Annotated in this window: 13 protein-coding genes; all 13 read right to left on the minus strand. The window is 40.2% G+C overall.

What is annotated here, in order from left to right; translation table 11 throughout:
- Positions 1 to 179: 179 nt before the first annotated feature.
- The 13 genes from BALCAV_RS09500 to BALCAV_RS09560 all read right to left on the minus strand — a co-directional run bounded on the left by BALCAV_RS09500 (position 180) and on the right by BALCAV_RS09560 (position 13,487).
- On the minus strand, positions 180 to 518 hold the full coding sequence (locus BALCAV_RS09500; RefSeq protein ID WP_003320512.1) for a hypothetical protein: 339 nt from the start codon (positions 516 to 518) through the stop codon (positions 180 to 182).
- 130 nt (positions 519 to 648) lie between these two features.
- A complete protein-coding gene (locus BALCAV_RS09505) occupies positions 649 to 1,185 on the minus strand; it encodes a DUF6241 domain-containing protein (protein WP_003324386.1) in 537 nt (178 codons plus the stop codon).
- A 244-nt stretch (positions 1,186 to 1,429) separates the two neighbouring features.
- A complete protein-coding gene (locus BALCAV_RS21155; RefSeq protein ID WP_003324385.1) occupies positions 1,430 to 2,416 on the minus strand; it encodes a rhamnogalacturonan acetylesterase in 987 nt (328 codons plus the stop codon).
- 179 nt (positions 2,417 to 2,595) lie between these two features.
- The gene (locus BALCAV_RS09515) at positions 2,596 to 4,080 is read right to left on the minus strand and encodes a tagaturonate reductase (protein ID WP_136445992.1); all 1,485 of its coding nucleotides are present in this window, start codon (positions 4,078 to 4,080) and stop codon (positions 2,596 to 2,598) included.
- 13 nt (positions 4,081 to 4,093) lie between these two features.
- The gene (locus BALCAV_RS09520; RefSeq protein ID WP_003324382.1) at positions 4,094 to 5,590 is read right to left on the minus strand and encodes a UxaA family hydrolase; all 1,497 of its coding nucleotides are present in this window, start codon (positions 5,588 to 5,590) and stop codon (positions 4,094 to 4,096) included.
- 2 nt (positions 5,591 to 5,592) lie between these two features.
- A complete protein-coding gene (locus BALCAV_RS09525; RefSeq protein ID WP_003324381.1) occupies positions 5,593 to 6,879 on the minus strand; it encodes a Gfo/Idh/MocA family protein in 1,287 nt (428 codons plus the stop codon).
- Positions 6,880 to 6,897: 18 nt separating this feature from the next.
- Positions 6,898 to 7,542 (minus strand): YesL family protein, encoded by a 645-nt coding sequence (locus BALCAV_RS09530; RefSeq protein ID WP_003324380.1) that lies wholly within the window; start codon positions 7,540 to 7,542, stop codon positions 6,898 to 6,900.
- Positions 7,533 to 8,012, minus strand: a complete 480-nt coding sequence (locus tag BALCAV_RS09535; protein WP_003324379.1) for a hypothetical protein — start codon at positions 8,010 to 8,012, stop codon at positions 7,533 to 7,535. Before BALCAV_RS09535 ends, BALCAV_RS09530 begins: the two co-directional genes overlap by 10 nt.
- An 18-nt stretch (positions 8,013 to 8,030) precedes the next feature.
- Positions 8,031 to 9,140, minus strand: a complete 1,110-nt coding sequence (locus tag BALCAV_RS09540; protein WP_003324378.1) for a glycoside hydrolase family 88/105 protein — start codon at positions 9,138 to 9,140, stop codon at positions 8,031 to 8,033.
- Positions 9,137 to 10,705 carry a glycoside hydrolase family 43 protein gene (locus tag BALCAV_RS09545; protein ID WP_003324377.1) on the minus strand — a complete coding sequence of 523 codons (1,569 nt, stop codon included), beginning with the start codon at positions 10,703 to 10,705 and terminating at the stop codon, positions 9,137 to 9,139. Before BALCAV_RS09545 ends, BALCAV_RS09540 begins: the two co-directional genes overlap by 4 nt.
- A 3-nt stretch (positions 10,706 to 10,708) precedes the next feature.
- Positions 10,709 to 11,626, minus strand: a complete 918-nt coding sequence (locus BALCAV_RS09550) for a dienelactone hydrolase family protein (protein ID WP_003324376.1) — start codon at positions 11,624 to 11,626, stop codon at positions 10,709 to 10,711.
- A 6-nt stretch (positions 11,627 to 11,632) separates the two neighbouring features.
- Positions 11,633 to 12,508 carry a carbohydrate ABC transporter permease gene (locus BALCAV_RS09555; protein WP_003324375.1) on the minus strand — a complete coding sequence of 292 codons (876 nt, stop codon included), beginning with the start codon at positions 12,506 to 12,508 and terminating at the stop codon, positions 11,633 to 11,635.
- A gap of 16 nt (positions 12,509 to 12,524) precedes the next feature.
- The gene (locus BALCAV_RS09560) at positions 12,525 to 13,487 is read right to left on the minus strand and encodes an ABC transporter permease (protein ID WP_003324374.1); all 963 of its coding nucleotides are present in this window, start codon (positions 13,485 to 13,487) and stop codon (positions 12,525 to 12,527) included.
- Positions 13,488 to 13,526 lie beyond the last annotated feature (39 nt).

The raw sequence follows: 13,526 nt of genomic DNA on the forward strand, positions 1-13,526 counted from the left end.
TGACAGGCACCTCCCGAAATTTGTCGAGACAGCTGAAGAGAAAATCAGCTGTTTTTTCTGTTTAATCGAAAAAATAATTGCTATAAAAAAGTCGATAAGAAGCTCCAATACTTCCCATCGACCCCACATATTAGTATTCAGACACATGTATTTTTCTCGATATTGCGAATTTAAACTATCTAGTTATTTTTCCCAGCTTCAATCATTAAAAATATCGCTGCTAAAATATGCAAAATCATTCCTACTCCTGGAATCCATCCAAGTGCTGAGGCTAAGATCCCTAAAATATGACCCGTTTTACTTCTGTTTTCTTTCGAGGCAAAAACTAATCCGATGATATGTAAAATCAACATGATTACCAGGGGAACCCAAGCAAGGCCTATAATCAATAATCCCCCTAAAATTGGAATACCCCAAATAGCTTCAAGACCACCAAAAGTCCACTTCATAATTCGACTAGGCTTCATACTAGTGTCTTCTAAATCTGTATCTACAACAGAGTTCGCTTTTTCTGTCATATCAACACTCCTCTTTTTTAAATTGTAAAATATTATGTAATAACTATAACAGTTTACAAGGACTATTGTCACAGTTTTTTTGTAATTAATTATATATATTATCATTAAAATGAAAATATACTAAAAAGTTCTATTCTTTACCACCAAAATGTTGCTCCTGATACTTTTCTCTTTCATCTGCACTTAAGAGACGAAGCGCTTCACCAACTGTACCATTTTGTAAACGCCAAATTGCATTATGATCTTCTACCGCATTTGAGAAGTCGCCATCCGTCCAGCGTGTTAATATCTCTAAATAAAGCTCTTCATTTTCATAGTCATTCTCTTCTATCACTTCTATTAATCTCCCAAGCCGCTCTTTGGTTACCTCAAACTTGCCCCATTTTTGTCGGGCGTGAATATAACCGTGCGACATGTGATGAATTCGATTTTGAACACTTTCTTCAGTCATCGATAAAGGCAGAAGGGCTTCGATATCTTCCCCTTCGATAGCTTGAATAATCGGTTCACTTTCATCTTCCACTGTTTCTTCTGTATTTACCGCTGCCGTTTCTATAGGCTCTTTACTCTCGGCACTACCAGCTTCTTCACTATTTTGATAAAAAGGAAAATAAATAATAGCTCCGACTGCTACTAAGATAATCATGACTACAAACGGTTTCTTCACATTCAATCAGTCCCAACTTATTTCTCAATTTCGCTCATTTCAAACAGTCCTTGAATTAATACGACCTACTCAATCATTTTCGATTAGTCCTATTTCGTTTCATATTAGCAAAATCATGACCTCGTATAAGAAGTCGATTCGCTCAAGCTTTGTCACTCTACATTTCTTCTTCCTTTATGCTTTCATTTCCTGCTAGATTCAAAAAAACTTACTAGCCTAAGCTAATAAGTCATTTGGAACGCCTTTATAATAGATTTTGCTTCTGAAGTTCAGAGATTACAATCCCAGCAATCGCTCTCGCCCCGGTCTCTGAAAAATGTGTATTATCTTCATTTCCTTCTGGGTAATTGGGTGATTCCCCTGGCTTGAGCCACATAAACCATTTTTTCGAAGCCTCTATACCAAGCCTTTGATAAGCTTCTGAACTCAATTTCGTTAAATCAATAAAGGCGACTTCTTCTTCATTAGCTAACTCAGCTACCTTCTCATCATAACCTTGATGCGGGTTGAACATTTCTCCACCTTCTGAAAAATAACGACGCTGTACCGGAGAAAGCAACACAGGAACGGCTCCTTTGTTTCTCGCTTCCTCAACATATTGTTTGAGATTGAGCTTAAATTCTTCTGGTGTCGTCCCGCGATGATCGGTTTTCTGGTCATTATGTCCAAATTGAATAATAAGTAAATCGTCTTCTTTAAGATGCTGTAGTGCTCGTTCGAAATGGCCTTCTTCTCGAAAACTTTTGGAACTCCGACCTGACTGAGCAATATTTAATATCGGGTAACCTCGTAATTGCTCGGCAAGTAATTGACCCCAACCATACTGTGGATAATGACCCGGCGGATGCTCAGACATCGTTGAATCACCTATTAAGACCATTTTTCTATGGGACAACTTTATTGGAACCAATTCCAGCGAAACGACCCCATTTCCCCACCAAGCTATTTCAAATTGATTCTTCTCTACATACACATCATTTGTCATAATAAAAGCTTCTTTTCTTGGCGAAAGGGCAAGCTGACCGGTCAAAAGCTTAACTGTCGTATGTGGCTCAACCTCTGCTCTTAATTGATAAATCCCTTTTGGAACACTGATTAAAAAGGATGGTACTTGTTCATCATGATATTGACCTGGTAAAAAATGCTCCCCACATGTTAGTTTGAAACAAGCATTTACTGAAAAAGGGGAAAATTGACGTTTATCAACAGTCGATTTAAATGTAAATTTCATTGCTTAGCTCCTATTTTTAAGGAATTGATTCGCTGTAATGTAGGAAATAAGTGCCGTGCTAGTTTAGACATTTTGCTCGAAAGTCTGAACCAAGGAGCCAGAGCCTTTCCCATTCCCTTGCTACGGACTTCCCTGTCTCAAACGACTTCAAGTCCTTTAAACACTCTTCCCCTATCATTCTACAAACTTTCGATAACCGCCAAGGCTCCTTTATTTAATAAAGCGTCAACATATAGACTAACTAGTTGACGATAGCGACTTAAATCCTGTCCCCATAGCTCTTCTGCTTGTAGCAATAAAGAAACTGTCTCTTCAAGTGACTGGGAGCTGTTATCGAAGCTTGACCATTGCTCTTCTAATAAGCTCATCGTTCCTTCATTTTCACGAATCGTATAACTCGCCCCACCAGAATCTCCCTTTAAAAAGGCTCCCTCTTTTCCAACTGGTTTCATATAGACAAGCAAGGCGGCTAAACTAAATAATAGACGTTTTGGCTCCGCATTTTGCTGCTCGTAAGCGGCTAATGTCGGGAGAAGTCTCGTTTGAAATTTATAAATCGCATTCATCCCAATATCGGTTAATTGATGGGCTAAAAATGGATTCTCAAATCGTTCCAATACTGTTTCAGCGTACGCTAATTTTTCCACTTCCTCCGCCTCAACGACTGGCAACAACTCCTCTTTTAACCCCGTTTCAATAAACCGTCTTAATTTCGGATTGGCTAGTGCCCCGCTCACGGTCGTTTCTCCTGCCAAATAACAAGCAGCAAACATCATCGTATGCAACCCATTTAATAAACGAACTTTGAGCTCACGATATTGAGCCGTATTTTCCCACTTCACATTTAAGCCAGCTTCTTGAAACGGTAAAACATTAGCAATTGGGCGCTCAGGTTCAATCACAAATAAATGGTAAGGTTCTGCAACCGTCAATAAATGGTCTTCATATCCCAGCCTTTTAGCCCAAACATCCTCCTCCCCACGCGGAAAACCTGTCACAATCCGATCAACTAATGTATTACAAAAAATATTCGCCTCATCGACCCACTTCATAAAGGCATCGGATAGTTCCCAATCAAAAGCGATTCGTCCGACGATTTGTTTTAAGACTTGGCCGTTATCCTCAATTAATTCACATGGAACGAGATTTATCCCAGCCTCATGGGCTCCATCAAAATAGAGAAAGCGTTCATATAGAAAGGCGGTTACCTTCCCTGGAAACGACAGCGGGGACTTCCCTCGTTCATAGTCTTCTTTTTGATAGACGAGACCAGCTTCCGTTGTATTAGAAAACATCCATTTCACATGTGGGGAATAAGCTAGCTTTAACACTTCCTCCCAATCACTATACGGATTAATCCCTCTAGAAATCGATTGAATTAACTCCGCATCATCGACGATTTCGCCGTCTAACTTGCCACGTAAAATGGTCGTGTATAAAGCATCTTGTGCTTGTAATACTGGAACTATCTTCCCGTGCGGGGTCGGTTGAATCGTGGCAACCGTTCCATCATATAATCCCTTTTGATGAAGTTGGTGGAACATCCAGTCGAGAAAGCCACGCATAAAATTCCCTTCACCAATTTGTACAATCGTTTCATTGCCTTGCACAAAATCTAAATCCACTGCTTTTTTGGTTAATCGTTTTGTTTCCGTTTTATCCATATTGGCCTCCCGCTTACAAAATAACTCCATCTTTAAATAAAGCAATTTCCTTAAAGCCATTGCGTTCATTATGTGTCGTGATTTCTCCTGAAGCGACTTGAAGGACGTATGTTAATAATTCATCAGCCAACTCATTTAGCTCTTTTCCTTCTACTAATTCTCCAGCATTAAAGTCAATCCAATTTTTCTTACGCTCATAAAGCGGAGTATTGGTCGAGAGCTTTACCGTCGGGACTGGACCGCCAAATGGTGTCCCTCTTCCTGTTGTAAACAACACAATATGAGCGCCAGCTGCGGCAAGTGCTGTGACCGAAACGAGATCATTCCCTGGTCCTTGTACGAGTGTCAGCCCATTTTTTCGAACACGCCCTCCATATGGCAAAACATCCGCTACCGGGGCAAAGCCACCTTTTTGTACACAGCCGAGCGATTTTTCTTCAAGTGTTGTAATCCCACCTTTTTTATTACCAGGTGAAGGATTTTCATAAACAACTTGCCCATGTCTAATAAAATAGTCCTTAAAACCATTAACCATTTCCACAATATCGGTAAAAACTTGTTCATCTGCGGCACGGTTCATTAAAATCGTCTCTGCTCCAAACATTTCAGGAACCTCTGTTAAAATCGTCGACCCACCTTGGGCAATCAAACGATCGGAAAACGCCCCGACAAGTGGATTTGCGGTAATACCAGAAAGACCATCTGATCCCCCACACTTTAAACCAACCTTTAATTTAGAAGCAGGTAGTTCTGTCCGTACATCCTCTTTCGCAAGCTCAGCAATTTCTGTCACAAGGTCTGAAGCTTCCTCTAATTCATCTGCCGCTTCTTGAACGGAAAGAAACTTTACCCGCCGGGCGTCATAATCACCGATCGCCTCTTTAAATAAATCAATATAATTGTTCTCACAACCTAATCCGAGGACAAGCACTCCTGCCGCATTTGGATGTTGCACGAGATTACTTAAAATCGCTTGCGTATGTTTTAAATCATCCCCTAATTGCGAACAACCAAATGGATGTGGATAATGATAGACACCATCAATATTTTCATACCCTTCTTGATTGCCTAAGCGGGCGACGAGCTCAGCCGTTTTATTAATGCAGCCAACTGTATTAATCACCCAGATTTCATTGCGAATCCCGACCTCACCATTTTTTCGCACAAAACCTTTAAATGTTCTCGTTGTCTGTTTCTGTTCTAGTTCTAATGTAGCTGCCGCTTGATTTGGTTTGTACTCATAATCTAAGGTACCATCAAGAGTGGTTTTTATATTATGGGTATGCACCCAAGTGCCAAGTTCGATCGTTTCCTTAGCAAAACCAATCGGAAATCCATATTTGTGGATCGGTTCACCGACCTGAATTTCATGAAGAGCGATTTTATGACCACGGGCAACGTCTTCCTTCAATGTAATCACTTGGTTATTAAATTCTATCGTTTCACCTTTTTGATAGTCTTTTAACAAAACAAGGACATCATCATTAGCATGGATGAGTAAATGGTCCATCATTACACCTCCTCTTTTTCTGTGAGTAAGCTTTTAATTTTGATCGGTTGACCACTTTTCGTCGATTTCCATACCGCTTCTCCTACTGCGATTGAATAAGTTCCAGCCTCAGCCCCTGCTAATACTTCATACGGACGTGCCGGGTCTGGACCAAGGAAGATATCTTCTTGAATTAACGGGTCTCCCCCACCATGACCACCCTCATTTTTGACAACATGGATAATTTCTTTCGAGCCAAAGAGCGGGATAAAATCAATCGTTTGCTCTGGAACAGGGAATGGCGTTCTAGAAGGGGCATGATATTCTTGTGTTTCAATGCGCCCTTTTGTCCCATTAATCGCTAGACGATAGCCTTCATAAGGAACAGAGAAGTTAATCGAATAGCTAAGTAGAGCCCCTTTGTTATATTTAACGGTTGCGACATACGTATCTTCTATTTCAATTTCACTATCAAAAATACAGGAATCTGGACGGTAATTGGTATAAGCTCCCAAATCCTGCCCCGCCATTAAATGGTCGTCTTTTGCGGCCGTTGTGTCGCTACGACCAAACCAGCGCCGATAATAAGAACAGTTTTGCTGCTCACTACATGTTCCACAATGTCTGCCATCTCGAGGGCTTGGATTTAACTCACTTTCTTGTCCGTAATAATGTAAATCGCCAAAAGCAAACACTTCTTCAGGCTGTTGATCAATCCACCAATTAACTAAATCAAAATGGTGTGTCGATTTATGCACAGAAAGCCCTCCAGAAAAGGCACGTTCTCTGTTCCAACGCTTGAAGTAGCTTGAGCCATGATACGTATCGATATACCAATTTAAATCAATTGATGTCACCTTGCCAATTTTACCTGACTGAATTAATTCCTTGATTTTAATATGGTACGGACTATAACGATAATTAAAAGCAACCGTAACCTTGCCTTTGCTATTTTGTTCGGCTTCAAGCACCCGTCTTGCATCCTCACTCGTTGTCACCATTGGCTTTTCGCTAATAATATCTAGGTTTAACGCAAGACCACGTAAGATATAATCGACATGGGTGTCATCTCGGCTTGTGACAATGACCGTTGTCGCTCCTGTCTCTTTCACCATTTGTTCAAATTGCTCTGGGGTATAAAAGCCAACCCCAGCAAGTTCTGGATACGTCTCTACACAAATCTCATGTCTTCTCGCATCAAAATCTAACAAACCAACGACTTGATTTTCATGATAAAATCGCGTCAAAATCGGCTCTATAAACATCTTAAGGGCCCTGTTACTAAGGCCACAAACGACTATTTTTTTCATCTCGCACCCCTTCTGAGCTCACCCATGTTGAGGAGCTTCATTATGAGAAAGTTGTTTTTGTTTCATTGCTTCAAAAATCCGGTGTGAAATCCATGAAATAATATAAGCAACACTCGCTGCTGCGAAAAATAAAATAAGTCCAGGAATAAACATAAAAATTGATTGAAGAATAAATAAACTAACCGCGATTAAAATCAAATGATAAGGATGACCACAGGCAATTAATAATGCGGCCCGTACTCGGTGTAATCCTTTTAAATGAAAGCTGACATACGTAGGAAAGAAAAGAACGAGCATACAGCCAAATAGCACGGTAATAATGAGTAAAAGGCCACGAACGATGAGCATTACGACCCCTGCTCCAGCAAATAAAGTGAAGTTCCAATAGAGTAAAAAGCCGATAGCAAAAAAGGCTATTCCTGCCCCATTCGCTCTCCAAAATTCTTCCCTATACGTCTGCCAAAACGTTTTAAATACCGGTTGGTCCCAATCCTTTTTGGCCCAATCACGAGTAATCGTAAATAAAGCGACCGTTGCCGGAGCAACTCCTAATACAACGAATCCAACTAACGTAAAGGCTATCCACAATAAATTGACGTAAGCCATTTTAGAGATCACGACCGATATCCGATAAAAACTCCCCCACATGCCACTTAACTCCATGGTAACTCCTCCTCATGCCATTTTTTCACTAGTGCCAACGCTTCTGTTTGCCGCTCATTGTATACCGGCACTGCCACCATATGCTTTATTTCTAATTCGACAACCCCATCAAACATTTCATTTAAAGACAGGCCGGCTACGTACTCCTCATCCCTTAAAACAAATCGTGTGCCATCTACCTCGTTTAAGGAAATAAGGCCTTCAGGATCCATTGGTTCTGTTATACTCTCTTCTACAAAAAGAATATCAGCCTCATGTCCTGCGAGCTCAACGATCAGTCTTTCCAAAATCGTTGGATAAACGGTAAACTGAACATTCTCATCTTCTATTAACTCACTTAGCACATCCTGCTTTTCATAAAGTTCATCGGAGAAGGCCATGACATGAAGGCGTTCGTCTTTCGTACCATTACATGCCCCTAAACTCATAAGCACTACGCTTATACTGATGAAAAAAAAGAACCGCTTCATACCTTCCCCGCCTTTTACTTAAATTTGTCGTGCCTTTTCAATTTCTGTACAAGCAAGAGCAAACGCTCCTACTCCATGTAAGTCATTCACACTCGTCGGTCTCGTCACATAATCCTCATAAAATCCAATAGAGGTGCCGATACAAATATCCTTTAATAACAATTCGCCCTTTTCATCGATTTCAATAGAATGCTCAATAATTCCTGCCAATCCTTTTTCTGCCTTCTTATATGCTGCTTCGTCCAACAATCCAAGGCGATACCCTTTTGCTAAGGCATAAACGAATAAACTCGTGCAAGAACTTTCTAACCAGTTGTCTGGCTGGTCCCCTTTATCAACGACTTGGTACCAAAGACCAGATTTTCCATCTTGATATGTTAATAAATTGCTCATTAACTCTTGAAATGCATGAACAAGTTCAGGCTGTTTATAATGCTCCTCACCAAGCCAATCAATGACATCGGCAAGGGTCATCGTATACCAACCAAGAGCTCTCCCCCATACTTCTGTTGTTTTACCTGTTTCTTTATCACAAACGCTCACTTGCTTACTCGCATCCCAAGCATGCATATAAAGTCCGGTCGCTTCGTCTTTTGTATATTGACGAATAAGTGCCTCTTGTCTGAGGAATAGCTCAGTTAATTCTGGTTCATTAAATAATCGACCATATTCAAGGGCGAATGGTCCTGCCATATATAAACCGTCTAACCACATTTGATTCGGATATTTGTCCTTATGCCAGAAGCCACCATATTGATTACGGTTAATCGTATTTAGTAAATGTCTAAGCTTACGAGCTGCCTCTTTGTAACGAAACTCACCTGTTTTTTCATATAAAGGCAACAACAATAATCCTGCTTGAATCGCATCAAGCTCATCACGAGCAAATAGAAAATTCCCGTTTTCATCGATTAGGTCATCCACATATTCTTTCACATATTCGAAATAACGTTCGTCTTTTTCCATCTCCCAAATACGATGCACACCACATAAGAAGACTCCTTGATGATAATGCCAACGATTCGCTGGTGGCATCTCAATCGGTTTGTATTGATTCATAATGCTTTCAGAAGCCTTTTTTCCCCATTCTAACGGTGTTTGATTTTGAATTTTTTCAGCATTTGTCATTGTTTTTCCTCCTTATATTCAAACCAATCAAAGTCGGCGGCATTTTGACTTTCTTGCCCATTACTCGTAGCAAACATTCCAATATATGTCCCAACAAAACCACCGGCTCGATCAGTACTTAATAAACGACCATCTTGATTTTCCGCTAACAGCTTCCACCCTGCCTCTGACCCTCGAAAAGAAAAATGAAGCTCTTGCAAATCGGCTGTCACTTTTAATTCAATGGAACTAGCATCGAACACCTCTTCTGCAACCACATCCACTTTTCCATTTTCCATTTTTACGAGTTGGATCATTCGCTTTTCTTTTTGAATCAGCTCAAATCGATAATGGTTTTCTTGTGTATGGAATAACGTTAAACCAGCCGCTTCTCCCTCTTGAACAGTATCTAATTCTAATAATGTCGTCACAGTGAAACTTTTATGCTGCTGCCTTCTTCCAATAAAGCTCGGACTGACTTGCTCATTCAATGTTTCAGGTCGCAACTGGAGACGTAAATGACCATCACGTTCTTTTAATGAGTAAAAGTCACTTCTCGGTGTACGAATCATATTCCATTCCAATCCTAATTCCGTTGAGTCAAAGTGATCACATTTTTGGAAATCAACGGCTTCCTCCCTTGGTAACGAAGGTCCTGACATGATTTCTTCAATCCTTCCAGTATCCGGACACATGACTGGCCACCCGTCCTCCCAAATCATCGGGGCTAAAAAGGTCTCACGTCCCATATTCCTAAACATACCGCCTCCATAAGGTCTGGAAGCTAAACAAAATAACCACCATTCTCCGTCTTGTGTTTCGACAATATCAGCATGACCGACATTTGTTATCGGAAAATCCTTGCTTAGATGGCGATGCGTTAAAATCGGATTTCGTTTATTCGCTTCATATGGTCCGGTAATTGATTTACTTCTTGCAACCGTTACGGCATGAGTAAAACCCGTGCCTCCTTCTGCAATCAGTAAATAATAATAACCATCTTTTTTATATAAGTGGGGTGCTTCTTGGGCATGAGCATTTTTTAACGCTCCATCCCATATTCCAATCGGCTCCCCGATTAGTTCGCCATTTTTCAAGTCGAGCTCCTGCAACCAAATTTCCATATGCTTGGCATGCGTTTGCCCTGCTTTTGGAACGCGATTACCTGTGTAATAAACTCGCCCATCTTCATCAAAAAATAAGGAAGGATCAATGCCTTGTGCCCCTTTTAACCAAATTGGATCTGACCACGGCCCACTCGGTTCCTCTGCCGTGACATAAAAATTACGGCGTTCCCCTAATTGACTGACCACAAAGGTTGTAATCATATAAAAAAGCCCATTATGATAACGGAGAGTCGGAGCATAAATCCCTTTTGAATTAGGAGTTTCATCTAAATTTAATTGGGAAGGTCGATCAAGTACATGACCAATTTGCGTCCAATTCACTAAATCCTTTGAATGAAAAATCGGAACTCCTGGGTAATATTCAAATGTAGAGGTAACTAAATAATAGTCCTCATTCACGCGACAGACGGATGGGTCCGAGTAAAAACCCGGAATGACAGGATTTTGAAACGTCTTCATTTATCATTTCTCCTCCTTCATTTGCTTCAATAACCATGGAATCGACTTTTCTCCATGCACTTCATGTTTCCCCTCAAAAGTCTCCAACGTTACATGGTGCTGTAATTCGACCATTTGTTGGATCGATTGTGTTGGAAATAGCTGATCCTCATGACCACTTTCAATCCATATCGGCCTCGGTTCCACTAGCTCAATCAAATCAGTTGTTTCCCCTATCAAGAGTAAATTTGGAATATAATTATCCAAACAATGTCTTCTTGTTAAAATACTATCTCTTAACAAACTTCCGTACCCAGATAAAACGGTGGCTCTCACTCGCTCGACTAAGCACGAGAGTAACAGAGCAATCAGTCCGCCTCCTGAAAAACCGAAACAGCCAAACTGTGAGACATGATACTTTTGCTCATACCAGTCTAATAATCTTTGACATTCAAATACTCTCAATCCAGCTAATGTCTTTCCATATAATAAGAGATGAGAGGCTAGCGTATAGCAACTATTCTCCCCTTCTTCTTTTTCTTGTTTCCGACTTCCAAATCCAATAAGCTCAGGGAGAAGAACAGTCGCTCCTCGATCCACTAATGTCTCGGCAAAACCATTATGAATCGTATTTGGATCGAGTGCTTCCTTCGCCCCTTTTCCATGTCCATGTAAGGCGATAATTACCGGTGAATCGTCCTTTTTTTGCTTTGGTTCTAATAACCGAAAGGAAAGTTGCAGCCCATTCGTCGTTGGGAGTACATAAGCCTTTTCTACATATCGATGTCTCACCTGTTTCCAAAGCAATTTAGCTTCCACATCTTTTGGTGGTTCAAACGTACCGACCGTTTTTTGAAGGTATGCCTTCCGTTCCTTTTTCCCCACAACGGTCCTCGACTCTTTTTGATAAAGCTTTTGCAAAAAACGATCAACCTCATGCATAAATGCTTAACCTTTCATCGAACCAATTAAGGCACCTTTGGCAAAATACTTTTGTAAAAATGGATAGACAAGTAAAACTGGTAATGTGGCTACAACGATTACGGCCATTTTCACACTAATTTCCGGTGGCGGAACGCTCGTATATTCAGAACCGTCATAATTTAATCCCGTCGCCAGGACAACAATTTGCCTTAATAACACTTGAACTGGCCACTTACTCGGATCATTTAAATACAAAATGGCGTGCATGTACGTGTTCCAATAAGTCACCGCATAAAATAAGGAAATCGTCGCAATCGCGGGTAATGAACACGGAATAACAATTCGGAATAAGATTCCAAAATCACTACAGCCATCAATTTTTGCTGATTCTTCAAGACCACTCGGTAAGTTCATAAAGAAGCTTCGTAAAATGATCATATTAAAGGCATTAATCGTCACTGGAATAATAAGCGCTAGTAATGAATCAATCAGCCCAGTTTCTTTAACAACTAAGAAAGTTGGAATCATCCCACCATTAAACAACATCGTAAAGACGATAAAGAACATAATAAAACGTCGACCAACTAAATCTCTACGTGACAATCCATATGCGGTAAGAACGGAAAATAGCATACTCCAAAGCGTTCCACCGAGTGTCACAGCAATCGATACACCTAACGCACGCATTAACGTATCCGTTGAAAAGATATAACGATAAGCATCTAAACTAAATTGTGTCGGAAAGAGTAAAAAGCTTCGCTGAGCAATCTCTGCACCTGTTGCAAAGGAGCTCCCAATGACATGAATAAAGGGTAAAATACAAAGCAAGGCAATGACGCCAAGTATGAACATATTTGTGGCATTGAATAATCGACTGGATATCGTTTTGTCCCCAACCATTTAAAATGCCTCCTTTCTAATAAACGCCTTCTTCGCCGTATTTTTTTGCTAACCAGTTGGCCCCAACTACGAGGATAAGTCCAACAAACCCCTTAAAGAAACCAACCGCCGTACTATAACTGAATTGACCTTGTCTTAAACCAGCTGTATACACATATGTGTCAAATATCTCAGCTACTTCACGGTTTGAGGCATTTAGGAGCAAATAGACATGCTCAAAACCTAGTTCAAGTACATCTCCAATTTTCAGAATTAACAGAACGATGATGACACTTCGAATCGCCGGGATCGTAATATGCCACATTTGTCGTAAACGACTTGCCCCATCCATTTTCGCTGCTTCATACAGTTGCGGATCAACCGAGGCAATCGCAGCAATAAAAATAATCGTCCCCCAACCAGCTTCTCTCCAAATGATTTGAATAATGTACATCGGCCTAAACCAATCTGGATTTAATAGGAAGTTCACTTGGTCAAATTGTAATGCTCTTAAAATACTGTTAATAATACCACCGTCAAGTGTTAGCATCACATAACTAATCGATACGATAACAACCCATGACATAAAATGCGGGATATAAATCAACGTTTGAATACTTCTCATATACCAACGACTTCTTAACTCATTTAACATAAGAGCTAAAATAATCGGTACTGGGAAAGCAATAAGCACTTGTAAAACAAATAACATCAATGTATTTCGGAAAATCATCCAGAAATCCGGATCGGCAAACAAGCGACGAAAATGCTCGAAACCAACCCATTCACTGCCTGAAATTCCTAAGTAAGGTTTATAATCTTGGAAAGAAATGACCAACCCATACATTGGTATGTATTTGTATATAAAGAAATAGAGAATACCTGGAGCAATCATTAGATAAATCCATTTATTCTTAACAATTTTTCTCCATAATTCATTTCTTTTTTCTGGTTTTGTCTGCATTGGTTTCTTTTTTTCCACTACTATCGGGTTGTCCATAGCACACCTCTTTTCTTACAGATTAATAACTCATAAAAT

This window comes from Alkalihalobacillus alcalophilus ATCC 27647 = CGMCC 1.3604, assembly GCF_000292245.2.
Classification (GTDB): domain Bacteria; phylum Bacillota; class Bacilli; order Bacillales; family Bacillaceae_D; genus Alkalihalobacillus; species Alkalihalobacillus alcalophilus.

Excerpts from the sequence above, each read along its gene's own strand:
- BALCAV_RS09500 (WP_003320512.1), bottom strand. The coding sequence starts at position 518 with ATGACAGAAAAAGCGAACTCTGTTGTAGATACAGATTTAGAAGACACT.
- BALCAV_RS21155 (WP_003324385.1), bottom strand. The coding sequence starts at position 2,416 with ATGAAATTTACATTTAAATCGACTGTTGATAAACGTCAATTTTCCCCT.
- BALCAV_RS09515 (WP_136445992.1), bottom strand. The coding sequence starts at position 4,080 with ATGGATAAAACGGAAACAAAACGATTAACCAAAAAAGCAGTGGATTTA.
- BALCAV_RS09520 (WP_003324382.1), bottom strand. The coding sequence starts at position 5,590 with ATGGACCATTTACTCATCCATGCTAATGATGATGTCCTTGTTTTGTTA.
- BALCAV_RS09525 (WP_003324381.1), bottom strand. The coding sequence starts at position 6,879 with ATGAAAAAAATAGTCGTTTGTGGCCTTAGTAACAGGGCCCTTAAGATG.
- BALCAV_RS09530 (WP_003324380.1), bottom strand. The coding sequence starts at position 7,542 with ATGGAGTTAAGTGGCATGTGGGGGAGTTTTTATCGGATATCGGTCGTG.
- BALCAV_RS09535 (WP_003324379.1), bottom strand. The coding sequence starts at position 8,012 with ATGAAGCGGTTCTTTTTTTTCATCAGTATAAGCGTAGTGCTTATGAGT.
- BALCAV_RS09540 (WP_003324378.1), bottom strand. The coding sequence starts at position 9,140 with ATGACAAATGCTGAAAAAATTCAAAATCAAACACCGTTAGAATGGGGA.
- BALCAV_RS09545 (WP_003324377.1), bottom strand. The coding sequence starts at position 10,705 with ATGAAGACGTTTCAAAATCCTGTCATTCCGGGTTTTTACTCGGACCCA.
- BALCAV_RS09550 (WP_003324376.1), bottom strand. The coding sequence starts at position 11,626 with ATGCATGAGGTTGATCGTTTTTTGCAAAAGCTTTATCAAAAAGAGTCG.
- BALCAV_RS09555 (WP_003324375.1), bottom strand. The coding sequence starts at position 12,508 with ATGGTTGGGGACAAAACGATATCCAGTCGATTATTCAATGCCACAAAT.
- BALCAV_RS09560 (WP_003324374.1), bottom strand. The coding sequence starts at position 13,487 with ATGGACAACCCGATAGTAGTGGAAAAAAAGAAACCAATGCAGACAAAA.